Origin of the sequence: Marinobacter caseinilyticus, assembly GCF_011074955.1 — a bacterium.
Classification (GTDB): Bacteria; Pseudomonadota; Gammaproteobacteria; order Pseudomonadales; family Oleiphilaceae; genus Marinobacter; species Marinobacter caseinilyticus.
Window position 1 is genome coordinate 68,984 of sequence record NZ_WUQJ01000006.1, and the last position, 22,362, is coordinate 91,345.

Genomic DNA, 22,362 nt, shown 5'->3' on the forward strand with positions numbered 1-22,362 from the left:
GGCCCAGGCCTGACGGCACTGTCAGCGGTGCATAATGCCCTTAACTGGCAACCGGCTCACGCATTGTGACGAACTCTTCAGCGGACGTTGGGTGAATCCCGATGGTGCGGTCGAAATCTGCTTTGGTCGCACCGGCTTTCATGGCAACGGCCAGACCCTGAAGAATCTCGCCTGCCTCGGGGCCAACCATATGAGCTCCCAGCACCCGATCGCTTTCATCCTCCACAATCAGTTTCATCAAACTACGCTCATCCCGCCCGGTCATTGTGTGTTTCATTGGGCGAAATTCCGAGCGGTAGATGCGGAGCTTGCCATGAGCTTCCCGCGCTTCCGCTTCAGTTAATCCCACTGTTCCGATGTTGGGTTGGCAAAAAACCGCCGTCGGTATGCAGTTGTAATCCATGTCGCTTTCGCCATCACCGAACAGGCGCCGGGAGAGCACCATGCCCTGGGCCAGAGCGACGGGGGTCAGCTGAGGGGTTCCGATGACATCACCCAGTGCCGAAACCGATGGCACAGCGGTCTGGAAGCGATCATCCACCTCAACATGACCGGACCCGGTCATGTTCACTCCCAACGCTTCGAGACCAAGGCCATCCACCAGCGCACGACGGCCCGTCGCCGCCATGACCAGGCCTGTAGTCATGGTACTTCCATCGGTCAGTGCAACCGAGTAGTGAGAGCCCTCAGCCTGTACAGACTCAATGGTCACGTTGAATTTGAGGTTGATGCCTTTTTTACGCAGCTCATCGGCGGTGAAGCGTCTGACATCGTCGTCAAAACCGCGCAGAAACAACTCGCCGCGATAAATCAGGGTTGTTTCAACGCCGAGTCCGGCCAAAATTCCCGCAAACTCAACCGCGATATAACCGCCACCCCAAACCACTGCCTGGCGGGGCAACTGCGGTAGATAAAACATTTCATTTGAACTGAGAATGCACTCTTTCCCCGGGATTTCGGGGGTTACCGGCCAGCTACCTGTCGCAATCGTTATGTGTTTGGCGGTAACGATACGGTCACCGATCGCGATGGTGTGCGCGTCTTTGAAGGATGCAGTGCCTTGAATGATGGTAACGCCTGCATTCTCAAGCATTCGCTGATAGATGCCGTTCAGGCGCTCAATTTCGGCATTTTTATTGGCGACCAGCGTGGGCCAATCAAAGGAGACTTGCTCGTTCGGTACTGTCCAGCCGTAACCGGCCGCGTCCTGGATGTCTTCGCCTGCGTGCGAGCCGTAAACAAACAGCTTCTTCGGCACACAACCAACGTTGACACAGGTGCCGCCCAAATACCTGGATTCGACAACGGCGACACGTGCACCACGCTGAGCCGACATTCTCGACAGCCGGACACCGCCCGACCCTGCACCAATGACTATCAGGTCGTAATCAAAATTATCTGACACTTCATCTCCTTAAACTTCAGGTTCAGTGGGTCACTCAGGCTATGTTTACTTTACTTTTGACAGGACCCACTTCGCGGAAAAGCACGTAGTCTTCATACTCACCCAGTTGTATCCGGCCCAGGCTACGAAACCCCATGGATTCATAAAACTGCAAATAACGACTGTTTCCGGTATCCAGAACCAGCCCGCTGCCTCTAGGATTCTCTGCACATAAGCGCTCGACCGTCTCCAGCAGCAACCGGCCAATACCACGGTCCTGATATTTGGGGTGCACACCCATTAAAGGAAGCTGATGAGCCAATGGTTGAGGCAACAGGGCTTTTATCTGTTCGTGGTAATCAAGATAGCGCCGGGTCGACGAGAATCCTGTCGTCAGTACCATCCGCAGGCGCCAACTCAATTGTTCAGTCAGATTCAACCGCAGGTCAGGGTCACCAATGAATGCGACGGCAATCAGCGTCTCATCCAGCATGATACCAATGGCTTCCTGCTTCAGATCGAAATACAGGTTAATCAGTTCGCGTATGGTTGCTCTGACCCGCTGATCATAGCCGGGGCGACGATGATCAAACAGATAATGGAAGGTTGGTTCGTGCCTGTAGGCTTGAAACAGAATTGACTTGGCCTCACTGATGGCGGTGCCATCCAGTCGGACAATGACAGGTTCGGTTTTATTGTTTTTATCTGTACTCGCGTGTGCCATGCCGAAACTCCACCGTGCTTCTTGTTAATCAGTACCATGCCCCAGGTCAGATCTGCAGCGTCAGTCTCACAGATACCAGCCCTGGTGATTTACCGCGATCCAGCGCGGCCTGGTCAATGGCGATACCATAGTCGGCATTCAACGTTTCGAGCCATCCGGCCACCTGATTGAACGGTGCGTTTTCCAGCCACACCCGAATACCATCTTCACCACTGGGTTCAAATCGCTGCAGCGACAGGCCCGCTTCACCAGCACTGCGTGTGACCGTCGACATCAGTGCGCGACCGTCTTCAATACGAGTACCGGTCATTTCGGTATTATCGCGTGCCGAAATCCGCTGAATGACATCGCGATTGCCCTCCATCCAGACCACCAAAGCCTCGGCACTTGTTCTGTCAGTGACTGCTTCATGATGAAATGCTGACGCCGGACGCCAGACAGCGAAATAGATAATGGCGATAAACAACGCCACCGTCAAAGCAATAAGCGCTTGCTGATCTCGCCTCGGTAAATGGTCATACTGAGCGACCATTTTTTGCACGACGGGCAGTTCTTTGATTTTTTGAATCATGGTTTCAGCCTCCGGAAATTGTCAGGCGGCCTCGTGCACCGCTGGCTTCGTTAACCACCGATCCAATTTCGGCATTGAGACCACTGCTCGTTAAACCACTGCGCAGTGCATTGAGTTTGGCAAAATTATCCGCCTTCAAGTCAACCACCAGTTGACCTCGTGAGCGACTGTAATTGATGGTATTGAATTCGACGGATTCTTTACCTGGCAACTGAGCGTATTGCTGCCCTGCCAGCTTCATTAACGTCAGAAAATCGGCATTTGGCCCTTCCTGCTGAGCCAGCCTGAGTTGACCTTCCAGCACTCTGCGCACGTTACCCGCATGGGTCCGGGTATCGGACGGAAAAGCTTTCTGATAAATCGCCATTGCCTGCTCATTGAAATCGTCGGCCTCTTGCTGATGGTAAACCCCCAGCCCAATTTCAATACCTACCTGCAGTAAAAACCAGAGACATGCGACAGCAATCGCCGGGCGCCAGGGACGCAAAGCACTTTTCCCGTCACCACTGAGTGCATAGCTGCCCTGGCAAAGGTTAATAGGGGTGCACAGATGGTGGTGGTGAGAGTGCGCCAGCAACTCCAACGGCATCAGTTCCAATGCGTGCTGACTGACAACCAGGCGGCCTGAACACTGGAGTCCCGCTATCAGCGCCTGTTGTTGGTCCAGTTCATCCTGCGTGCCGAATGCGGCAACACGGACTTCAGCAATAACCTCATCGGTTGGCGGCAACGCCAGCGTTTCGGCGAACATGGCGAGGTTGCCAACTTGCATTTTGAGCCATTCGCCTTGCCGGCTTGCCAGCATCGCGCTGTCACCGTCCAGGCAGATGGCCCAGTCATGTTCGCTGACGGGCAAGAGCGAAGCATCTGCGTAGAGCGCTTCAAGCCGGGCATGGTGCCAGTCCCGGAACAACTCCGACCAGAGTCCCATCCGCTGATGATCCACGGCGGCCACTCTAAAACCGTGCTCTTCCCGGTTGCCAAGGGCGAGGTGGACTGTATCAATATCCTGAGCCAACTGCTCTTCCACGGCAAATGGCAACGCCTGTCGAACAAAGCGGGCTTGTTTGGCGGGAATGTCCGCAAAACAGAACAGCGCTTCATCACCTGGTATCAGACCGATCAACCGGACATTCTCAAGCGCGTTCTGGGTCAATGTCTGTTCAATGTGCTCTCGGGTGTCCCTTACACCCTGTGCCTGGATATCACCACTGGCATCGATCAGCACCCAATTAAAAAGCTGGGTCTCAGGATCGGAGGCCAGGTCCGCAAACGGCGGCACTGGCCGTGTATAAAGGCGATATGACATTGCTTTGGCTTCCTTTTATTAGATGGACCCAGAACACTGCACGACGTCAACGGCTGACTAAGACCCGGGTGTCGCCGAGGGCATACTAGCCCTCAGACACGCCGTAACGTTCTTTGGTTATCCGGTTTTTCTGTCCGGTATCCCGACTCAGGGTCGATAACACGCCTTCCGGACTGCGATACACCGTGCTCACCAGGTTGACCGCCCGGTTATCATAGGTAATCCGCGAGGCAACCTCAAAAAACCGGGTTTGCAGCCCCAGTCCGTTCGCTTTAAGGCCAAGCCCGGCAAATTCCGGTAATGCCAGAAAATCCTGAATATTCTCAAATGGCTCTTCGGTCCGTTTGAGAATCACGGCCTCGGCTTGTGATGGGCTGATCTCATCATGCAGCGACTGTAAGACCGGCGCCGTTGCCATGTTAACATTGATGCCCACACCCGACACTGGAAGCGCCGCTACGTGGGGCTCCAGGGCCTGATATTCTTCTTCTGTAATGCCTTGCAGAAGTCGCAGTTCACTGACACTCTGAAACGGCTGGTTGGCCGCTCTGTAAGGCGGGTCCTGGATAAGGTACTGCCCGTCTTCAGCGCCGTAGGCACTGATGGTCTGGTCATCGCTATCAATCCAGTCGATCAATGTGTCCACATTCAGCCCAGTAATACCAAGTGCAATGAACAATCGGCGAACCCGATCTTTGGTGACTTCATCGACGGCACCGCTGCTGTCGATCAAGTCATTCAGGTTGATACGCCCGCCAAGGTCATCCACCTGTATTTCGACGACGCCATCATCCAGCGGTAACAGTGCCGAATACTTGGCCCAGAATTCGTCCGGGCTATCGACGTAGAGGTTATCTTCTTTGTCTTCTTCGAAGTCCCGCACCAGTACCTGTTTTGCGAACGCTTCGGCTCCCAGGGCGATACTGTAACCCTGATTCTGAGTCAGGTAATGACTCGCCTTATAGACCCGAACACTTTGATGACGAGTCATCCCCGCGGCCAGCATGACCACCAGCGCCATCGCCAATAAAACGATAATCAAAGCCACACCACGCTGACGACAAAGTACCCCATGCCGAATCATCAGTTAGCTCCCTGAACGGGAGGTTGCTCTGGTTGAGTATCGTCTTCTTCCGACAGCTGACTCTGGATTGACCGGGATATGGCGCCCTGAGCTTCGCTGCGGTCAAAATCCGGAAGTGTAAACAGGCGGGTGATCTCACCAAAACGATCGTGGCTCAACGAAATTTCAATGCCCAGCGGCATTGGTAGTTGCGGGCTTTTCTGGCCATTGCCGCTGCTTTCGCCCGAACCATCACCGCTATTTCCCGGCGGCCAGTCATCGACCCAGGTACGCTCTTTATCCATAAAGCGGACATTGAATTCGCTGATGTCTTTTAAGAGCAACTGGTCTCGACTTTCGTCTTCCTGCGCTTGATCCACCGCGACCCAATAACGTCGCCGAAGCTCTTCGCCCGTAAACTCATAGGCACTGCGCTGGAGTTCACTGCGCCGACGGCCCAGCGGGTTACGCCAGCCTTGCCGTGTTAATACCAGTTCAAAAGCGTCGTCGCGGCTGGACAATGCCGGTTCAAAATCGCCATAAATGTTTCGGACCGGCCGATTCACAATCTGGGTCATGTCCCGGCCTATCAGCAAAAACGCCTTCTGCAAGGCTTCAAAATCTTCCGAGACATCATCCACTCGATCCCGTGACAGCACCACGCCCCCAATAACCTGCCAAACACCCAGGCCAATCACCGCAGTGATGGTGACCGCAATCAACACCTCCATTAAGGTAAAGCCCTGTTCACGACGCCAGTGCCTGGCCGCTATCGGTGCCCTCATTTGCGTCCCTGCTCGCCGATAAAACCAGACAGCGTGTGGACCCGGCGCGGTTCTGACTGCTCACCGCTGAAACGCTCAACGGTGACGTCAACTCTTCGGATCGTGGGCTCCTCGGTTCCGATTACTTCAGATATCACTCGCCACCGATACTCCCCATATTCCAGCTCGCGGACTTGCTCGCCAATTGCGGGAAAGGCTACTTCGAGCCGCAATTCGTTCATCCGGTTTTCAGCAATCCACCCCGCCAGGGTCTTGTCACGGATACGCTCGTAGCTACCAATGTACTGACTGCCCACCTCCGCTGAAGTAGTGGCAATGAGTGCAAAGACCAGCAATGCCACCAGCACTTCAATCAATGTAAAGCCACCGCTGCGCCGATTAATCATTGAGGGCCATCACTTTCTTCGCCGGGCGCCAGCCACTCGATGGAGGCAATGCCATCTGACTGGAGCCGGTGAAGGGTGTCCGGTTGCTTCGCGACGTTAAATTCGATATCGAACGGCGTCGTTTCACCACTCGAAAAAAATAGCAGGTCTGGTTGGAGTGCGTCGTCATCGCTGGCCAGTCGAGGTATATCGTTATCAATGTAAGGTGTAATGATGGTCCAATCCGGGATGGATCGACTTTGAAACAAGCGCTCCTCTTGAGCTGCCCATACCCGCTGCTGATCGTCAAACACCACAAATCGATAACTGCCCTCTTCCAGGATCAGCCCCAGTTCCTGATTATTGAGAATGGCTTGTTCAGAAGCCGTCTGCATCAGCAGGTACAGTTCACGGACAGTGTTTTCAAGCTCGCGCTGTTGCGTACCCCCACCGAGATTGACAATCGCGAGGGCCGCCAACAGTCCCACCACGATAAGGACCACCAGTATTTCGATCAGGGTGAACCCTGATTGTGGATGCCGGGGTGGCACGATGCGTTAGCCCTCTGTGTCCCAGACGCTGATATCAGCGGCGTCACCGTCTCCGCCTTCCTGGCCGTCTGAGCCATAGGAGTACAGATCGTAAGGGCCGTTGATTCCCGGGCTGATGTATTCGTACTCACGGCCCCAGGGGTCTTCAGGCAGAGTTTTCAGGTAGCCATCCGGATTCCAGTTACGGGGTTCAGGGCTGCCCCCAGGCTTGGAGACCAAGGCTTTGAGACCCTGTTGAGTCGACGGGTAATGGCTGTTGTCCAGCCGGTACAGGTCCAGTGCGTTGCCAATGTTGCTCATTTGGGTCTTCGCCACGGTGACCCGTGCCTGGTCACTGCGTCCCATGATGTTAGGCGCCACGATGGCCACAAGAAGGCCCAGGATTACCATCACCACCATGATTTCGATCAACGTAAAACCACGTTGGCCAGCTGTTTGTTTCATCATCTTGACTCTCTTTATCCTCTGCGGTTTAAAATCTGCGGTTCAACAATGGATGGCCGTGGTTGTCTCCGACATTCGTTAACCCACCAGGTTACTCATGTTCAGAATTGGAAGCATGATTGCCATCACAATAATCAGCACTACAACCCCCATCACCAACAACATCATGGGTTCAAAGAGACCAACAATGGCGGCAATTTTTGCCTGTAGGGTGTTTTCCTGCATCCGGGCCGTTCGCTCCAGCATGCTGTCCAGTTCTCCACTGGCTTCGCCACTGGCGATCATATGCAGCATCATGGGTGGAAAGTAGCCGGTCTGGTCCAGTGATCGGTGCAGACTGCCACCTTCGCTGACACGCTGGGCCGCGCCTCGTAATTCCTGGCGTAAGAAGTCGTTCGAAAGTACCTCACCGGCAATGCGCATGGCTTCAACCAACGGCACGCCACTGGTGGTCAGGATACTCAACGTACTGGCATAGCGGGCCGTGTTAACCCCCCTCACCATGCCCGAAAACAGCGGCAAGTTCAGTAACGCCCTATGAAAGCGAAGCCGGTTGGACGATTTACGCAGCGACATGCGAAACAGCGACACCGATACGATGATGGCAATTACCATGTAGACACCGTAACTCGCCAAAAATTCCGACATCGCTAACATGGCCTGGGTCAGGGTTGGCAGCTCCTGCCCTTGCTTGACGAACACCTCGATGATGTCAGGCACCACATAGGTCAGCAGAAAGACCACGATCGAAATTGCAACGACACTCAGAATGATGGGGTATATTGCGGCCAGCTGTATCTTCTGTCGCGCCTCCTGACGACTTTCGGTGTAGTCAGCCAGACGGTTAAGTACAAGGTCAAGGTGGCCTGCGTGCTCACCGGCCGCCACCGTTGAGCGGTAAAGCCTGGGGAACGCACGGGGAAACTCACCCAGGCTATCGGCCAGCGTATAACCTTCCATGACCTTGGCCCGAATGGCAATCAACATGCTTTTGACCCGTGGCTTTTCCGACTGTTGTGCGGTTGCCGACAGGGCCTGCTCGATCGGGATACCAGCCTGAATCAAGGTCGCTATCTGTCGCGTCATTAACGCCAGATCGGAAGTGCTCAGGCTACCCCGACTGCTCAGTGGGCTGCTCTTGCTGCGTTTTTCCACTGCCGGCTCGACGGCAAGCGGTGCCAAACCTTTTTCCCGAAGTTGCTGCCGTACGGCGCGAGCGCTATCGGCCTCCAAAACGCCCTGCTTTTGTTTGCCCCGGGAATCCAGCGCCTTGAAGTCAAATGCGGGCATTTATTGGCTCCGGTAGGTTACTCTGAGGACTTCTTCCATGGTCGTGACCCCGGCAAGGATCTTGGCAACACCATCGGCGTGAATGCTGGGCCCGTGTCGACGAGCTTCGTGTTCCAGTTCCAGCTCTCCCGCCCGTTTATGAATCAAGCCGCTCAGGGCCTCGGAGACTTCCACCACCTCGTAGATTCCCAGACGACCGCGATAACCCAGCTGATTGCAACTGGCACAACCAGTGGCGCGGTAGATGGTTGGCGGAGTGGCGGCATCCTGCTGTATGAACTCACACTGCTCTTCGCTGGGTGTGTATGGCTGCTTGCACTCATCGCACAACACCCGCACCAGCCGCTGTGCAACAATTCCCACCAGACTGGATGAAATCAGGAATGGCTCAATCCCCATGTCCATCAAACGGGTAATGGCGCCGACTGCGGTATTGGTGTGCAGGGTCGACAGCACCAGGTGACCCGTCAAACTGGCCTGCACGGCGATTTCCGCAGTCTCCAGATCTCGGATTTCACCAATCATCACGACATCCGGGTCTTGGCGCAAAATCGCTCTCAACCCGCGGGCAAAGGTCATGTCGACTTTGGGGTTAACCTGGGTCTGACCTATGCCGGGAAGGTTGTACTCAATGGGGTCTTCAACAGTCAGAATGTTGCGGGTGCGGTCATTGATTTCCTGCAGTGCACCGTACAGAGAAGTCGATTTACCAGAGCCGGTGGGCCCTGTCACCAGTAAGATGCCGTAGGGCCGATGAATCAGCTTTCGCAAAATCTTGAGGTCGCGATCGGCCATGCCGAGCGATTCCAGGTGAATACGCCCCGCATGTTTGTCCAACAAGCGCAGCACAATGCGTTCGCCGTTCGATGACGGCATCGTTGACACCCGGATATCCACCTCCCGGCCCCCGACACGTAGCGAAATACGGCCATCCTGCGGTACGCGTTTCTCGGCGATGTCCAGCTTCGCCATGACTTTTATACGCGAGACCAGTAAGGGCGCCAGTGCACGTTTGGGCTGGACGACTTCACGCAGAACTCCGTCAACCCGGAAGCGCACGACCAGTTGCTTCTCGTAGGTTTCAATATGGACATCCGAGGCGTTGGTCTTAACGGCCTCTGTGAGGATGGCGTTGATCAGACGAATTATCGGAGCATCGTCTTCCTGTTCAAGCAGGTCTTCCGTTTCAGGCACGGAATCCGCCAGCGACGCCAGATCCATGTCGTCACCGATGCCTTCCACCATTTGCATCGCTTCGGCAGAGTCGTTCTGGTAGGCCGAATTCAGCGCCTCATCAAAAGCGCCCGGGTCGATGGGGGCAAAACGGGCCCGGCCGCCGCTCACGCGGTTTGCTTCTGCGAGCGCAGAATGAACCGCGCCCGGACGCACCAGCACGACGGGTTCACCGCTGTCGTCTCGGGTTAAAATGACACCATTGCGCTTGGCAAACGTAAACGGGAGACGGCCCAGCGGGGCTTCATGCTGCTGGAGATCAGAGTCAGTGTTCAACGTAATCCTCATCCATACATGGCCAGTAAAATCTTATTCTTCTACTAATCGAAAGAGGCTACCACAGGAAGATGCAAAATGGCGGGCAATCCTTCATTTATGCGCGTCAAAACGGCCAAATTGCCTGTCTGGCATTACAAAGGTTTATATCTTTAACCGGTCATCACTATACTGATGGCAAACCTGATACATTGTGTCTCAAACAGTAAGGCCCGCTAAAGGAACCCGATGTCAGCCATGAATGCCAAGCTTCCCCTGCTTGCCACGATTATTTTCACTGCCGCTATGGTCGGAACACTGGCCTGGCAAGGCTACTCGTTTTGGCTGGGAGAGCAAAAACGCATTGAAGTCCTGACAAAAGAGCAGTCCAAACGCTTGGTGTCCAGGGCAAAGAACAACCCGACCGTTGATCTGTCCTCGCTGAATCTATTCGGTTCGTCCGACGGTGTCGGAGAACCCCAGGAAGTGGATACTGAAAACCTGCCGGAAACCAATCTGAGGATTTTTCTTCGCGGTGTACTGGCCGCCGATGGTGAGTACCCCGCCAGTGCACTGATTGAAGACTCTGAGGGAAAAACCGACGCTTATGTCGTGGGCAATGATCTGCCCGGCGGCGCAAAACTGCGATCGGTTCACCCGAGGCGGGTCATTCTGGACCGAGGCGGCAAACTTGAAAATTTGTATTTTCCAGAAACTGACGACTCTTCAGGCATGTCGGTCGCGGTTAACGAAATCAACGAAACCACCGCCCAACAATATGACGAAAGCACACCCGCTGCGTCTTCCCCGACCACTGCCCCGGAGGCTAGGTCACCGGCAACCAGCTCATCATCAGATCAGCGCCGTGAAGAAATTCGGCAACGTCTGGAGCAGTTGCGCGAACGCCTAAGAAACAACAGCAACTAGGCCGTTACCAGTATGCGTCCGAGACTGTCGCGCTCGATTCAACGGGTTGCATTATTGTTTGTTATTTTGGCGTCCTGCACCGTCACTGCTCTCGAGTTAAGCCCCGAACTACTGACCTTCGTGCAGCGGCAATTCGGCACAGAGGCCCGGGCTCGCCTTGAGCAATGGCAGAACCTGCATGACATGGCTGCGACAGCGACCACCGAGCGGCAGCTGTCGCTGGTCAATTCATTTTTCAATCGTGCCCGATTCATTAATGACCTCAAACACTGGGGCCAGGAAGACTATTGGGCAACACCGGTCGAACTGCTCGCCACGAATGGCGGCGACTGCGAGGATTTCTCCATCGCGAAATACCTCACCTTGAAATCCATGGGGGTGCCCGACGAACAGCTTCGCATTACCTATGTTAAAGCCCTCGAATTGAATCAGGCACACATGATTTTGGCCTGGTACCCGACCCCCGATGCCGATCCAATGATCCTCGACAACCTGATTGACGAGATCAAACCCGCCTCTCAACGTCTTGATCTTGAGCCGGTTTACAGCTTCAACGGAGAGGGCTTGTGGCTAACCCAGCTCGGTGGCAGCCACAAGCGCATCGGCGACGCTACCAAGCTTGAGCATTGGACACGACTGAATTCACGACTGGTCAATACGCTGAAATAAGAAATACCGAAGCCGGCGGTTTGAACCGGTCGCCACGTCAATCCCATGCGGGCAAAACAGAGGGTTCGACTCTCACTCACATCTGACCAAAGCGACGGCCGGTGGTGTTATCCGGTAAAGGTGATGACCCAGGCCGGTGGATGCTCAACCAACAGCGTCCACTGCCCTTCCCGCCAAACCGCCAGCCTTTGATATGGCTGATCGGCACTGGAATTGTCGATCAGGTGTAGTTCATTCGCCAGGCCGGCAGCGTCCCGTATCAAATTGAGGGTGCGTGGAATCCGCCCCCTCACCTTGTCATCCGGCACGCTGTGCCCGCCCGCAGTCACCCGGCAGGCGACCCGGGCAATATTGAGGTCCACGGAACTCAAATGAAAATAGAACACTTTGATGACATAGCCCGCCGCTTTTGCGGCACCGACAAAATCGAGTTTGGAAGGGTGCGAAAAAACACTTTCAAAACAAAAGGTTTGACGCTCATCCAGCAACCGGAAGCGCTCTTTCTCAGCCAGTAACGCCGCTTCATAACTGTGACGCTCGGGCTGATCCGGCCAAAGGGTGCGAGCTATATTGTCAGCGTTGATCAGTGGAATGTGTTTGCGAGCCAGGAACGTCTCGTAGAACGTACTCTTCCCGGAGCCATTGCCGCCGACCAACAACCAGAGCTCAGGCGGCATTGTCCCGCCCATCAAGTTTTTCGAAGGCGCCATTCACGAAACGGCCGACTGCACGGCTGCCGTCCGGGTAGAGCGCCTCGAGATAGCCTGGCTGACTGGCCGATGCCTGATAGACCGTGCGCTGACGGGTGATCCCGCGTGACAACTCACCGGATGCCCGAGCCCGTTCTACTTCGGACCAGAGGTCATCGGAGTCCAGAGGTTCGGCCTGCACCCGCTCCACCCGGACCTTTTTGAGGCCCTGCGTCAGCGCGATCAGGTCTTCCGCGGAGACCTCGCTCGCAATGCAGCGACCAATTTCTGCCCACAATTCAATCTGCTTGGGAACAGACCGGCGCTGAAGCTGACTCTCGGCCGCTGCGTGGCGGACCAGAAACTCATCAAGACGTACAGGTATGGACATAGCACTCTCCCACTCTTAAGCCCAAACCCAATCGTAGCGCCTTGCACCTTTTGTTGCAACCTGCTTCACACAGCAACGGAAGGCATCATTTCTCAGCCGCTGAAGTTCCCAATAGCAGCCGTCCGAGGCCCGAGGTTCTTGTCACTTGCCGTTCCACCGCCTGCTCAAACACACCGTCATTGGGCAGCAGCAGGCTGAACCAATGTTTGGCCCGCGTGATACCCGTATAAATCAACTCCCGGGTCAACACCGGGCTTGGACGATCCGGCAGTACGAGGCAGGCGTGGGTAAATTCCGATCCCTGGGCCTTATGGACGGTCATGGCGTAAACCGTCTCCACGGCCTGCAAGCGGCTCGGTAAAACCCAATGAATGCCGCCACTGCCGTCACCCGCCGGAAACGCAACACGCTGGACAAGTCGGGCGGAATCGATCACTTCCTCACCCTTGATCCATTGCCGCGCCGGCAACTCCAAACAGATCCCTATGTCGCCGTTCATCAAGCCCAGGCTGTAGTCATTCCGAGTCACTAATACCGGTCGGCCGGGGTACCACCCGTCGATGGCTCTGATGAGCTTTGCCCGATGCAGGGCGCCCGCTATCACTTGGTTCAGCCCTTCGACGCCGAATGAGCCGCGCCGCAGGGCGCACAACAGTTGAAACTGGCTGTAGGCGTCGAGCACCGAACGCGCCCAGCGGTCGTACGCCGCCATGGTCTCCAACGCGGCCGGACGGGCTTCGTGCATGTGGGCCAGATAGTAGGCATATCCCACCGGTGCAACAATATCTCGGCCCTGAACCCGTCGCCCCTGGCCCCGGCCCGGAAACAACTCGGCACCGCCATCAATACTGTGGTGACTGATCGCTGCCTCCGGCTCCCGACCATTGAGGCCAAGCCGGGCCAGATCAGCATAGTCAGCACGAAAGACCGACCTGACTGCCGTCGCACCGCTGCCCGGCTGAACTTCCGAGCCATTCACGGCCGCCGCCAGTTGCCCGATCCCGCTGTCGGCATCGAAACGATAGCTCTTGCGCAACAGCGTGATGGCCTGATCCAGCGGTTTACCCTGGTCATCCACCAGCTCAGGGTCAACGGGACAGCCACTGATCGCAGACAGCCATTCGGCAGTACATTGGGTGTAATGACCCTCGCTCGCGCGCTGACAAAGCTCGCCTAGCACTGCACCGGCATCCACGGAGGCGAGCTGATCCTTGTCGCCCAGTAATATCAGTTTGGCCTTGGCTGGCAGTGCATCCAGCACGCGAGCCATCATTTCAATGTCCACCATCGATGCTTCGTCAATCACCAGCACATCCACCACCAATGGATTGTCCCGGTCATGCCGGAAGCGACGGGAACCGGGTATGCTTCCCAGCAGTCGGTGCAGCGTAGTGACCTCGGTGGGAATTGCCTGACGACATACATCGGCGTGCGCCAGCCCGCTCAAGTCCAGCCCGGTGGTGGCACCAGAGATGGATTCGTTGAGCCTGGCGGCCGCCTTGCCGGTGGGGGCCGCCAACCGTATCCGCAACGCCCGGGTGCCAGCACCGACGCTGAGAGCCACGCTTTGCAGCGCCGCCAGCAACTTCACCACGGTGGTGGTCTTGCCGGTTCCCGGGCCGCCCGTAATCACACTAAAACCTTGTCTGGCAGAGTTGGCACAAGCGATGTGCTGCCAGTCAGTAGCGGATGCCCGCTGCGGAAACAGTGCGTCCAGGGTGCTTTTCAGCGCCTGAGCGGTTTCAGAGTTGGCGTTCGCCACAGCCTCATGCTGGTCCAGTCGCTGCACCAAGTGCTTAAAAATTGACTGTTCGTACTGCCAGTAACGTCTCAGATACAACCGCAAACCGTCCCGCACCAGAGGCGTATTGCCAGCAGCGCCGGCGTCGGCGGCGTTGGCGACCAACAGTGGGTGCGTCAGGACGTCCTCCCAGACGGCTGGCTCGGTACTGGCCAGAAGGTCCGATGGCAGCAAACTGCTGTGCGCCAGGGTCTGATCTTCCGGCGGTAACGACAGGGCATCGTTCAAGCCTTCGTGTTGCATCGCCGCGATATCGAGACACACGTGTCCCCGGCCTAATTGGTGTGACGCCAGGGCAGCCAACAACAATAACAGAGGGGATGCCGGTTGATTGGCCACCCGGGTTTCATCATCAAGAAACCGCGCCAGCGCCGTGTCTAACGGTCTCAGCCATCCCAACGTCACCCATTGCTCAAGCAGGCTGAACAACGCGGTCGGGCTGGTCAGCACCTCGGCGGCATTGAACGGTGCGATGGATTCCGGCGACGTTATCATTGGTCCACTTCCTTGGCAGGCTCAGAGGCAGGCTGGTGCGGGCTGCGTTGACGGAACAGGTTATCAAGCTCTTCAACCATGCGCCGATCTGGCCGGTCGCAGTGAACGCCGGCACTGTCTGACCCGCTGCCACGCAAGAACAGATAGACCGCACCACCCATGTGGCGATCGTAGTCATAATCCGGTATCCGAGCCTTTAGTAACCGGTGAAGCGCGAGCAGGTACAGCGCGTATTGCAGGTCATACCGTTTTTCACTCACCACCTGCGCCATCGCCTGCGACGTGTAGCTGTCGTCCATTGGACCAATGTAGTTGGACTTGTAGTCGGCCACGTAATAGCGGCCGTCATGCTCAAACACCAGGTCGATAAAGCCCTTCAACATGCCGTTCAGCGTCATTTCATCCGCAAGCGGACGTGCGGTCCCCACCGGCAGAGTAACCCCGGTCAGGGTGTAGCGACGCACAATGGCATCCAGCGCGCGAGTCTTCACGTGCCGGCTGGAAAACCAGAATTCAAGCTCGGGAATGGCTTGCCCGATGGTGCCCAGCGTTGCGGTAGGCTGAGTTTGATCAGCCTGCATGGGCAGTATTAATGGCGTGTCGATAAAGTCTTTCACCCAGTGGGTAAGCGGGTTAGCCCAGGGATTCCAGCCCCGCACGAGGCAGCGCTTCTCAAGCATTGCGCGCAGCTCATCGCTGCGCTCTGACACCGCGCCAAAACCAAGGTCCGCACACCATTCGAGCACGTGGTGCAAGAACGTGCCGGGACCGGCCCCTCTGAAAAAGCCATGCAGGCGGCGTTCTTCCGGATCGGGATTCGTGACCGGCGGCTGATCGGCGGACAGAGTCGGCCCGCGATCTTCCTGCAGGCGCTCGGCCTCCGGGGTTTCGGCCTCGGGCGCGGTCCGGGTGCCCGCCATTAAACCGGCCGATGGCTCGGCAGCGCCTGCGGTGTACTGGATCGCCGAGTAGCTGGCAATCCACCAGTCTTCCCTGGCCGTGCGTGATGGGCGCCGGGCATCTCCCAAAGCCGCCCCGGAGGGCGCGCGGTACAGCTCGCCGGTGGCTGAAGGCAATCCCTGCACGCGCAGGGTAGGCGTATCGGACGCCATCGCCGTGAGCCCGGGTTCCAATGACGCCGCGTCGGCGCCAGCGAGATACCCCAAGGCACTGCGGCCCTCATCACCGCCCATGTCTGCGGCGCCGACCCAGGTCGCATAGCGTGCACGGGTCAGAGCCACATAGAGTTTGCGGACGTCTTCTCCCAGGCGTTCCCGATCGGCTTTCGCCAACACATCGTCATCGGGCTCGAATGCCACCTGCAAGCGCCCTTCGTCGTCATGCCACGTAACCGTATTGTCCCGTTTGCCGACGGGACGACAGCTGGTGGCAAATGGCAGGAACACCACAGGATATTCCAGACCTTTGGACTTGTGAACGGTCACCACTTGCACCAAATCGGCATCGCTTTCCAGCCTCAGTTGCATGGCTTCCGAGTCCCGGCCGGCGTCCGCTATCATTTCGCCGAAACGACGGATCAATGCCTGCTCGCCATCCACTTGCTGACTTTCATACTGCAGCAGTTCGGCCAGATGCAGAACATCCGTCAATGCACGCTCCCCCTGATCCTCCTGCAGCAGGCGGGCCGGCACCTCGAAGGCGGTCAACAGGCGGCGGACCATGGCGAGGATGCCCTGCCCCTGCCAGATCAACCGGAACCCCCGGAATCGTTCAATCTCGTCCTCCCAGGCCAGTTCATTACGCCGCAAATGATCCAGCTGCGGCCAACCCAAACCGAGGGTGGCGGTGGCCAGTGCGGAGCGCACTAACCGGTCCCGCTCAGGCTCTGCGCAAGCCTCCAGCCAGTGCATCAGGTCTATCGCCTGAACGCTCTGGAGTACGGAAGCCCGGTCTGACAAATACACACTTCGCACCCCACGCATTGCCAATGCTGTACGAATGGCCCGGGCCTCAGCACCCTTGTTAACCAGAATTGCAATATCCGACGATTGCAGTGACTGAAACGCGTGGCCCGGCTTAGTGAAGCCGGCCTGGCCATTCAGCCCCAGATTGAGCATCCGCGCGATCTCACTGGCACAGGCTTCGGCCACCGCTGTGGTCACGGTGTCCTTGGTATCCGTATTACTGTGTGTCCAAAAAGTGATCGCGTCTGGCACCGTGCCATTGATGGTGAATGTTTCTTCGCGGCCATTGGCCTCAACCGGCAGAAACGGCAGCGGGTTATCAGAGGTCTGCAAACCGCCACGAAACAGAAATGCGCCATGAGGCTGCCCGGCCTCGGCAAACCCGAATACACGGTTGCTGGCCTGTACCATGGCAGCGGACGACCGGAAATTCTTCGGCAGCGTGACGTGACGCCCTTCGGTCGCCTTGCGGGCCCTAAGATAAGTAAAGATGTCGGCGCCCCGAAACGCATAAATCGCTTGTTTAGGATCGCCAATCATAAAAAACCCGGTATCTGCCAGGTTGTCCGCTACCCGGTAAATGGCATCAAAGATGCGATATTGTGTCGGATCGGTATCCTGAAATTCGTCAATCAAGGCCACCGGAAACTGATTTCGGATGGTGCCCGCCAGACGATCGCCGCCCTCACCTTGTAGCGCAGAATCAAGCCGGGTCAGCAAGTCATCAAAGCCCAATTCGGCCCGTCGCAACTTTTCTTTTTCCAGTCGCTTGCCAATCCATTGGGTCGCATGGATCAGTAATGCTTGCCGCGGCACGGGCGTTAGACGCTGCGCATTGAGCTCTGACACAGCGACGATCAGGCCGTGACTGGCCGGCGTTGGCTCGGTCTTCCAAGCCTCCTCAATGCCGAGTGCCGACAGGCGATTCCAGGCCGCATCGGTCAGTGCGGGAGGGTCAATCGACGGCGCAGCCGACCATTCCTGCAACACGCTCATCCAACCCTGCACATTTGCCAGCCGAAATTTTCGGCCGTCAAACTGCTTGCGTGCTTGGGCCTCGCCGCAGAGGACCAAAAAATCTTCGATCAGATCAGGCAACCGGGCCCGAACGGCATCAAACACCTGCCGGCGCTCACCAACCAGGGTGCCCAACAAATCCGCCGGAGAGGACGCCGCGACCGGCAGGTGCTGGCTCAGGTTCAGTAGCCCCCGGACGTGGCCCTGCAGATCCTCGGGTGAGCGCACCGCTGTCAGGTAGGCTTCCACTGCATCCTCGTCAAGCCCGGCGATAAACGAGCGCCAGTAATCCCGGGCTACCTGCGCCTGCAGTTCGCTTTGATCGGTCTCGAGGTTTTGATTGAACAGGCCACCGCTGTCAAAGGCGTGTTCTTTCAGCATCCGGTTACACCACCCGTGGATGGTATGCACGGCAGCCTCATCCATGGACTCGGCCGCTAGCTGCAATAAGCGCGCCTTCGCCGGCCATTGCGCTGGGTCGTAGTCGGCTCTCAGATCATGCAGAGGATCTTTACCCGGCGCTTTCGCCTCGAAGGCGACGGGGGCCGCCCGGAACACGTCAGCGGCCTCGGTCAACCGAGTGCGAATCCGGTCCCGGAGCTCTTTGGTGGCCGCTTCGGTGAACGTCACCACAAGAATGTCCCGGGGCGTCATCAGTGCACTGGTTCGGGCCACATCGCCATGGTTGAGGATCAGACGCACGTACAGCAGAGCAATGGTAAAGGTTTTGCCCGTACCGGCACTGGCTTCAATCAACCGGCTGCCATGAAGCGGCAACCTCAAGGGGTTAAGGTGCGTATCCTGGGTCACGTTGGTGTTCCCCCATCCTGTTTCACGTTGCGCCATATCGGGCGATAGAGAAGTGCCAGCCAGCGTGTAAATTCACCATCCCTGCGAAGCGACTCAAACTCCGGATAGCAGCGCTGCAGAGCCGGGCTGTCGGCTACCTCACCGGTCAGGTTATAGCCGCCCTCGTAGGCACTACGGGCCTTCTCCGCAGCTTTTTCTTCACCCTGTTTCACCACCGAATCCAGCCACGCGAAGGCCGCTTTGGGGGCCAATGGCAACGGGGTTTTATGGGACTCAAGCCAGGCCATTAAAATGTCCGTCAGGTGCTGGCGGGCGTCCGCCTGACCATAGGGATGAAAGGCAATGTCACCCGCCTTGCTGAGCACATGGGTGGTGATGGGTTGGTCACTGAGGGCGTTGGCCGCCAGATGGTGCACCCACGGGCGCAGAAACTGAACCCACTTGTATTGGTTTTTCGCCGTGGTCAGTCCGCTGCTGTGCAGAAACACCAATGCCTGGTCGCCCGCCGCATTGGCCCGCAAATTGCCCAGCCAGTCCTCCAGTTGCAGCCGTTGGTCGCCCACAGACGCTTCCAGTGACACCAACTGTAAATCCATGGCCACCGGGTACGCGCTCAGCAAGCTTTGATAACGCTCGGACAAGGCTGGAAGATCCTTCTTGAGCCTGCGCTGCTGTAACTGACCAAGCCCGCCCTGAGCCAACTCACCGCGGGCCGACTGGTGGCGGATATGGTCATCCAGCCGTTGGTCGAGGTCTTCAACGGCGCCGGGTTGGGCGATGATACGACGAATCAATTCATCGCTGAGCTTCCAGTTTTCAAGCCCGTCCAGCACAAACGGCTCGTTGTCTTCGGTGCTCAGATCGGCACGGTCAAAATAGACGCCCAACCGCGACTGGAAAAACGTGTCCACAGGACTTCTCAGAAACTGACCAAGCATCGCCAGTGTTACCGGCTCGTCAAACAGACCTTCCGGCCAATCGGTTAACGCAGTCTGGTCCAGGGCTTTGGCATTGATTTGGTGGGCCTCCCGCCACTCCCGTGCGTAGGTAAACAAGCGCTGGTCATTCTCACGGTCAAAATAGCGCGGGCTGAACGGCTGCAGTGGGTGTTCTGTGGTCAGGCGGTGGCTAAGTTGGTCATCAGCCTGAGCCTCCGTTATCGGTCGCACGGCGTTGATATAGTCCCGAAGTTGTGCCACCAGAACCGATGGCGGACGCTCAGAATTATCTTTAATACTCCGACCTATCCAGCTGATATAAAATTGTTTTCTAGCAGAAAGCAATGCTTCCAAAAAGAGATAACGGTCATCCTCCCTCCGCGATCGGTCACCGGGGCGGATGTCCCTTGCCATCAAGTCAAAATCCATGGGTGGCTGGCTGCGCGGGTAATCGCCATCGTTCATGCCCAACAAACAAATCTGCTTGAACGGAATCGCCCGCATCGGCATCAATGTCGCAAAATTTACCTTGCCTGCCAGGAACCGTTGACTTAGCCCGCCCTGATCCAGTTGATCCAGCCAGACATCGCGAACAATGGTAAGCGGCAGCCTGGTGTCGGCCAAACCGGCGTCGTGACAGGCGGCGCCCCACTCGTCCACCACCTGATCGAGGCGGCTCACCACCAACTCGCCAGAGCTGTCCAGCTCGCCTAGGAACTGATGCTTCAGGTCGTGCAGGGCTTGCGACCACTGATCAGGAGTTTTGTCCTCAGACAATACGTGCCAGTGGTGTTCGAGCGCCCTCACCAGCACCTCCAATTGACCGGCCAGGCGACTCTCCAAACCGCCCACTTCGCTGTAAGGCTCAATGCCCTGCCAGGCCTCATTTTCACCGACAACGTATCCCAGCAGCATTCGCCTCAGGCCAAACAGCCAGGTGTTCTGGCTCATGCCGCCCGGCAATTCCAGAGTTTGTTTCTGTTCGGCGTTCAACCCCCAGCGTATGTTGGCACCCTGAATCCATTCATGAAGCTGGGGCAAATCATCGGTCTGCAAGCCAAAGCGGTCTCGCACCGCAGGTACGTCGAGCAAATCCAGGACATCGCTCACCGCCAGTCGTGAGTCCGGCAAGCCCAGCAACATGTCCAGCGCCACCAGAACCGGCGCCTGATGACGCTGACCCTGGTCGGAAATGGTAAAAGGGAGGTAGCGATCATCACCGTGCTCAAGTTGGCCGAATACCGCCTGAATGTGCGGTGCATAGGCATTGATATCGGGCACCATCACAATCACATCCTGTGGCTTCAAGCTGTCATCGGCGCTGAACGCCGCCAGCAACTGGTCGTGCAGAATTTCGATTTCACGCTGTGGGCTGTGGGCGGTGTGAAAAACCAGTGATTCATCGCCCCGGTAGTCAGGCGATTGCCATTGGACCGACTCCAGAGTCGGGCGTAATTCGAGGATGTCGTCCTGAACGGCTGCAAGTAACGTGGGCGCGCTTGGATCATGAATGTGGGATTCGAAGATATCAATGCGATCAAACCATTCCGCGTAGCCCGCCTGATCGTCGTATTCATCCAGCAACCGGATGTAATCCCGGCCCTGCTTACCCCACGCCGCCAGCAACGGATTGGCGTGCAGGTGCAGATTATTCTCATCCAGCACATCGGGCATGGACTCCCGCTGCCGGCCACGGCGGTTGGTCGCCCGCAACAGCTCCCGGTCCTCAACAATATCGGCCCAGTAGTAGCGACAGGGGTTATGTACGCAGAGCAGGACCTGCGAGCACCGACCCAGGCGACTCAGGACTTCCAGGGTCTGTTGCGGTAACGACGATACCCCGAACACAATCAATCGCTTGGGCAGGCCTTGTGGGCGGGTTTGCGGAGACAGGGAGGCCGAGGCCGTCATGAAGTGGTTGTGCACGTCGGCGCGACTGGCATCGCTCTGCTGGGGCCCAATGTCGTCGTTCAGCAGGCGCCAGAGAGCAGGCTGCCAGCACTGATCCCCAGCCAGCGCGACGACTCGCGACGATCGGGTCTTGATCTCATCACGGCCCTGGCGCCATGCGTCCAGCCAATCAGCCCGGTAGACCTGATACTGATCGAAAAGATCCGCGATCCGGTCTGCCAACTGATACAACCGCCGATCGCCTTCCGCGCCGGCCAGAAATCGGGCCAACGGGGCAAAAACCGGTTGGTCTTTGATCTCGGGCAGCAAACGGAGCAATCGCCAGGTCAACCGGTCCTTGTCATAGGGTGACTGCTTGGCAACGGCCTGTTCGCCGAGAACGGCGCGATAGACCTGCCAGAGAAAACGCGACGGCAATGAAAAGGTCATACCCGCCGCGATGCCGACCCCCGCCAGTTCCGGATCGTCCTGATCGCGAGCCAGTGCCAGCTTCAGCCATTGGGCGATACCATTGGAGTGCACCAGGAAGACTTCATCGTCCAATGGCGCCAGCGGAAAGTGCCGAATGACCTCAACCGTCAATGACCGCAGGTCCTCCAGCCGATTCGCGTGGATCACCTGAAACCCGGTGGGCCGCTCGCCGGCTTTGTCGGTACTTGTATAGGATTTGCCCATGCTTGCTCCTGGTTCTGGCCACCGATGCGACGCCGCAACACTCCATAGCGGCGCCCACGGTTAACGACCAGGCCGCTGTTTTCCAAACCGATACTGTAACAGCCCAACCGAGCGGGACAATCGTTTCTGGATCAATTCAT

18 protein-coding genes are annotated in these 22,362 nt (G+C 57.1%); 2 read left to right on the top strand and 16 right to left on the bottom strand.

The features are described 5' to 3' along the window. Positions 1–40: 40 nt before the first annotated feature. The 11 genes from gorA to gspE form a co-directional block, all read right to left on the bottom strand. Positions 41–1,405, bottom strand: a complete 1,365-nt coding sequence (gene gorA / locus GRX64_RS02590) for a glutathione-disulfide reductase (protein ID WP_166263636.1) — start codon at positions 1,403–1,405, stop codon at positions 41–43. A gap of 34 nt (positions 1,406–1,439) precedes the next feature. After that, positions 1,440–2,108: a GNAT family N-acetyltransferase gene (locus GRX64_RS02595; RefSeq protein ID WP_166263637.1), complete on the bottom strand. Its 669-nt coding sequence runs from the start codon at positions 2,106–2,108 to the stop codon at positions 1,440–1,442. Between the two features lie 46 nt (positions 2,109–2,154). Continuing rightward, the gene (gspM, locus tag GRX64_RS02600; RefSeq protein ID WP_166263638.1) at positions 2,155–2,679 is read right to left on the bottom strand and encodes a type II secretion system protein GspM; all 525 of its coding nucleotides are present in this window, start codon (positions 2,677–2,679) and stop codon (positions 2,155–2,157) included. Positions 2,680–2,683: 4 nt separating this feature from the next. Then, positions 2,684–3,988, bottom strand: coding sequence for a type II secretion system protein GspL (gspL, locus tag GRX64_RS02605; protein WP_166263639.1), 1,305 nt, complete (start codon positions 3,986–3,988; stop codon positions 2,684–2,686). Between the two features lie 85 nt (positions 3,989–4,073). Next, complete coding sequence (gene gspK, locus GRX64_RS02610) at positions 4,074–5,072, bottom strand: type II secretion system minor pseudopilin GspK (protein WP_166263640.1); 999 nt, start codon at positions 5,070–5,072, stop codon at positions 4,074–4,076. Beyond that, positions 5,072–5,836 (bottom strand): type II secretion system minor pseudopilin GspJ, encoded by a 765-nt coding sequence (gene gspJ / locus GRX64_RS02615; RefSeq protein WP_166263641.1) that lies wholly within the window; start codon positions 5,834–5,836, stop codon positions 5,072–5,074. Before gspJ ends, gspK begins: the two co-directional genes overlap by 1 nt. After that, the gene (gspI, locus tag GRX64_RS02620) at positions 5,833–6,222 is read right to left on the bottom strand and encodes a type II secretion system minor pseudopilin GspI (protein ID WP_166263642.1); all 390 of its coding nucleotides are present in this window, start codon (positions 6,220–6,222) and stop codon (positions 5,833–5,835) included. The genes gspJ and gspI overlap by 4 nt, the downstream gene beginning before the upstream one ends. Beyond that, the gene (gspH, locus tag GRX64_RS02625; protein WP_166263643.1) at positions 6,219–6,752 is read right to left on the bottom strand and encodes a type II secretion system minor pseudopilin GspH; all 534 of its coding nucleotides are present in this window, start codon (positions 6,750–6,752) and stop codon (positions 6,219–6,221) included. Before gspH ends, gspI begins: the two co-directional genes overlap by 4 nt. Positions 6,753–6,758: 6 nt before the next feature. Next, complete coding sequence (gspG, locus tag GRX64_RS02630) at positions 6,759–7,196, bottom strand: type II secretion system major pseudopilin GspG (RefSeq protein ID WP_427901639.1); 438 nt, start codon at positions 7,194–7,196, stop codon at positions 6,759–6,761. Between the two features lie 78 nt (positions 7,197–7,274). Then, entirely contained in the window at positions 7,275–8,486 is a 1,212-nt protein-coding gene (gene gspF, locus GRX64_RS02635) for a type II secretion system inner membrane protein GspF (RefSeq protein ID WP_166263645.1), read from the bottom strand. Next, complete coding sequence (gene gspE, locus GRX64_RS02640) at positions 8,487–9,995, bottom strand: type II secretion system ATPase GspE (RefSeq protein ID WP_166263646.1); 1,509 nt, start codon at positions 9,993–9,995, stop codon at positions 8,487–8,489. A gap of 228 nt (positions 9,996–10,223) precedes the next feature. Here gspE and GRX64_RS02645 point away from each other — a divergent pair, with 228 nt between their 5' ends. Both GRX64_RS02645 and GRX64_RS02650 read left to right on the top strand, forming a co-directional pair. Next, on the top strand, positions 10,224–10,901 hold the full coding sequence (locus tag GRX64_RS02645) for a type II secretion system protein N (protein ID WP_166263647.1): 678 nt from the start codon (positions 10,224–10,226) through the stop codon (positions 10,899–10,901). 12 nt (positions 10,902–10,913) lie between these two features. Beyond that, complete coding sequence (locus GRX64_RS02650) at positions 10,914–11,570, top strand: transglutaminase-like cysteine peptidase (RefSeq protein ID WP_166263648.1); 657 nt, start codon at positions 10,914–10,916, stop codon at positions 11,568–11,570. Positions 11,571–11,677: 107 nt separating this feature from the next. Here the strand turns inward: GRX64_RS02650 and GRX64_RS02655 are convergent, their stop codons facing one another. The 5 genes from GRX64_RS02655 to recC all read right to left on the bottom strand — a co-directional run bounded on the left by GRX64_RS02655 (position 11,678) and on the right by recC (position 22,222). Next, a complete protein-coding gene (locus tag GRX64_RS02655; RefSeq protein ID WP_166263649.1) occupies positions 11,678–12,247 on the bottom strand; it encodes an ATPase in 570 nt (189 codons plus the stop codon). After that, a complete protein-coding gene (locus tag GRX64_RS02660) occupies positions 12,237–12,650 on the bottom strand; it encodes a TA system antitoxin ParD family protein (RefSeq protein WP_166263650.1) in 414 nt (137 codons plus the stop codon). The genes GRX64_RS02655 and GRX64_RS02660 overlap by 11 nt, the downstream gene beginning before the upstream one ends. Positions 12,651–12,735: 85 nt before the next feature. Continuing rightward, positions 12,736–14,946 carry an exodeoxyribonuclease V subunit alpha gene (gene recD, locus GRX64_RS02665; protein ID WP_166263651.1) on the bottom strand — a complete coding sequence of 737 codons (2,211 nt, stop codon included), beginning with the start codon at positions 14,944–14,946 and terminating at the stop codon, positions 12,736–12,738. Next, on the bottom strand, positions 14,943–18,734 hold the full coding sequence (gene recB, locus GRX64_RS02670; protein WP_166263652.1) for an exodeoxyribonuclease V subunit beta: 3,792 nt from the start codon (positions 18,732–18,734) through the stop codon (positions 14,943–14,945). Before recB ends, recD begins: the two co-directional genes overlap by 4 nt. Continuing rightward, positions 18,695–22,222: an exodeoxyribonuclease V subunit gamma gene (gene recC / locus GRX64_RS02675; protein WP_166263653.1), complete on the bottom strand. Its 3,528-nt coding sequence runs from the start codon at positions 22,220–22,222 to the stop codon at positions 18,695–18,697. Before recC ends, recB begins: the two co-directional genes overlap by 40 nt. Between the last annotated feature and the right edge of the window lie 140 nt (positions 22,223–22,362).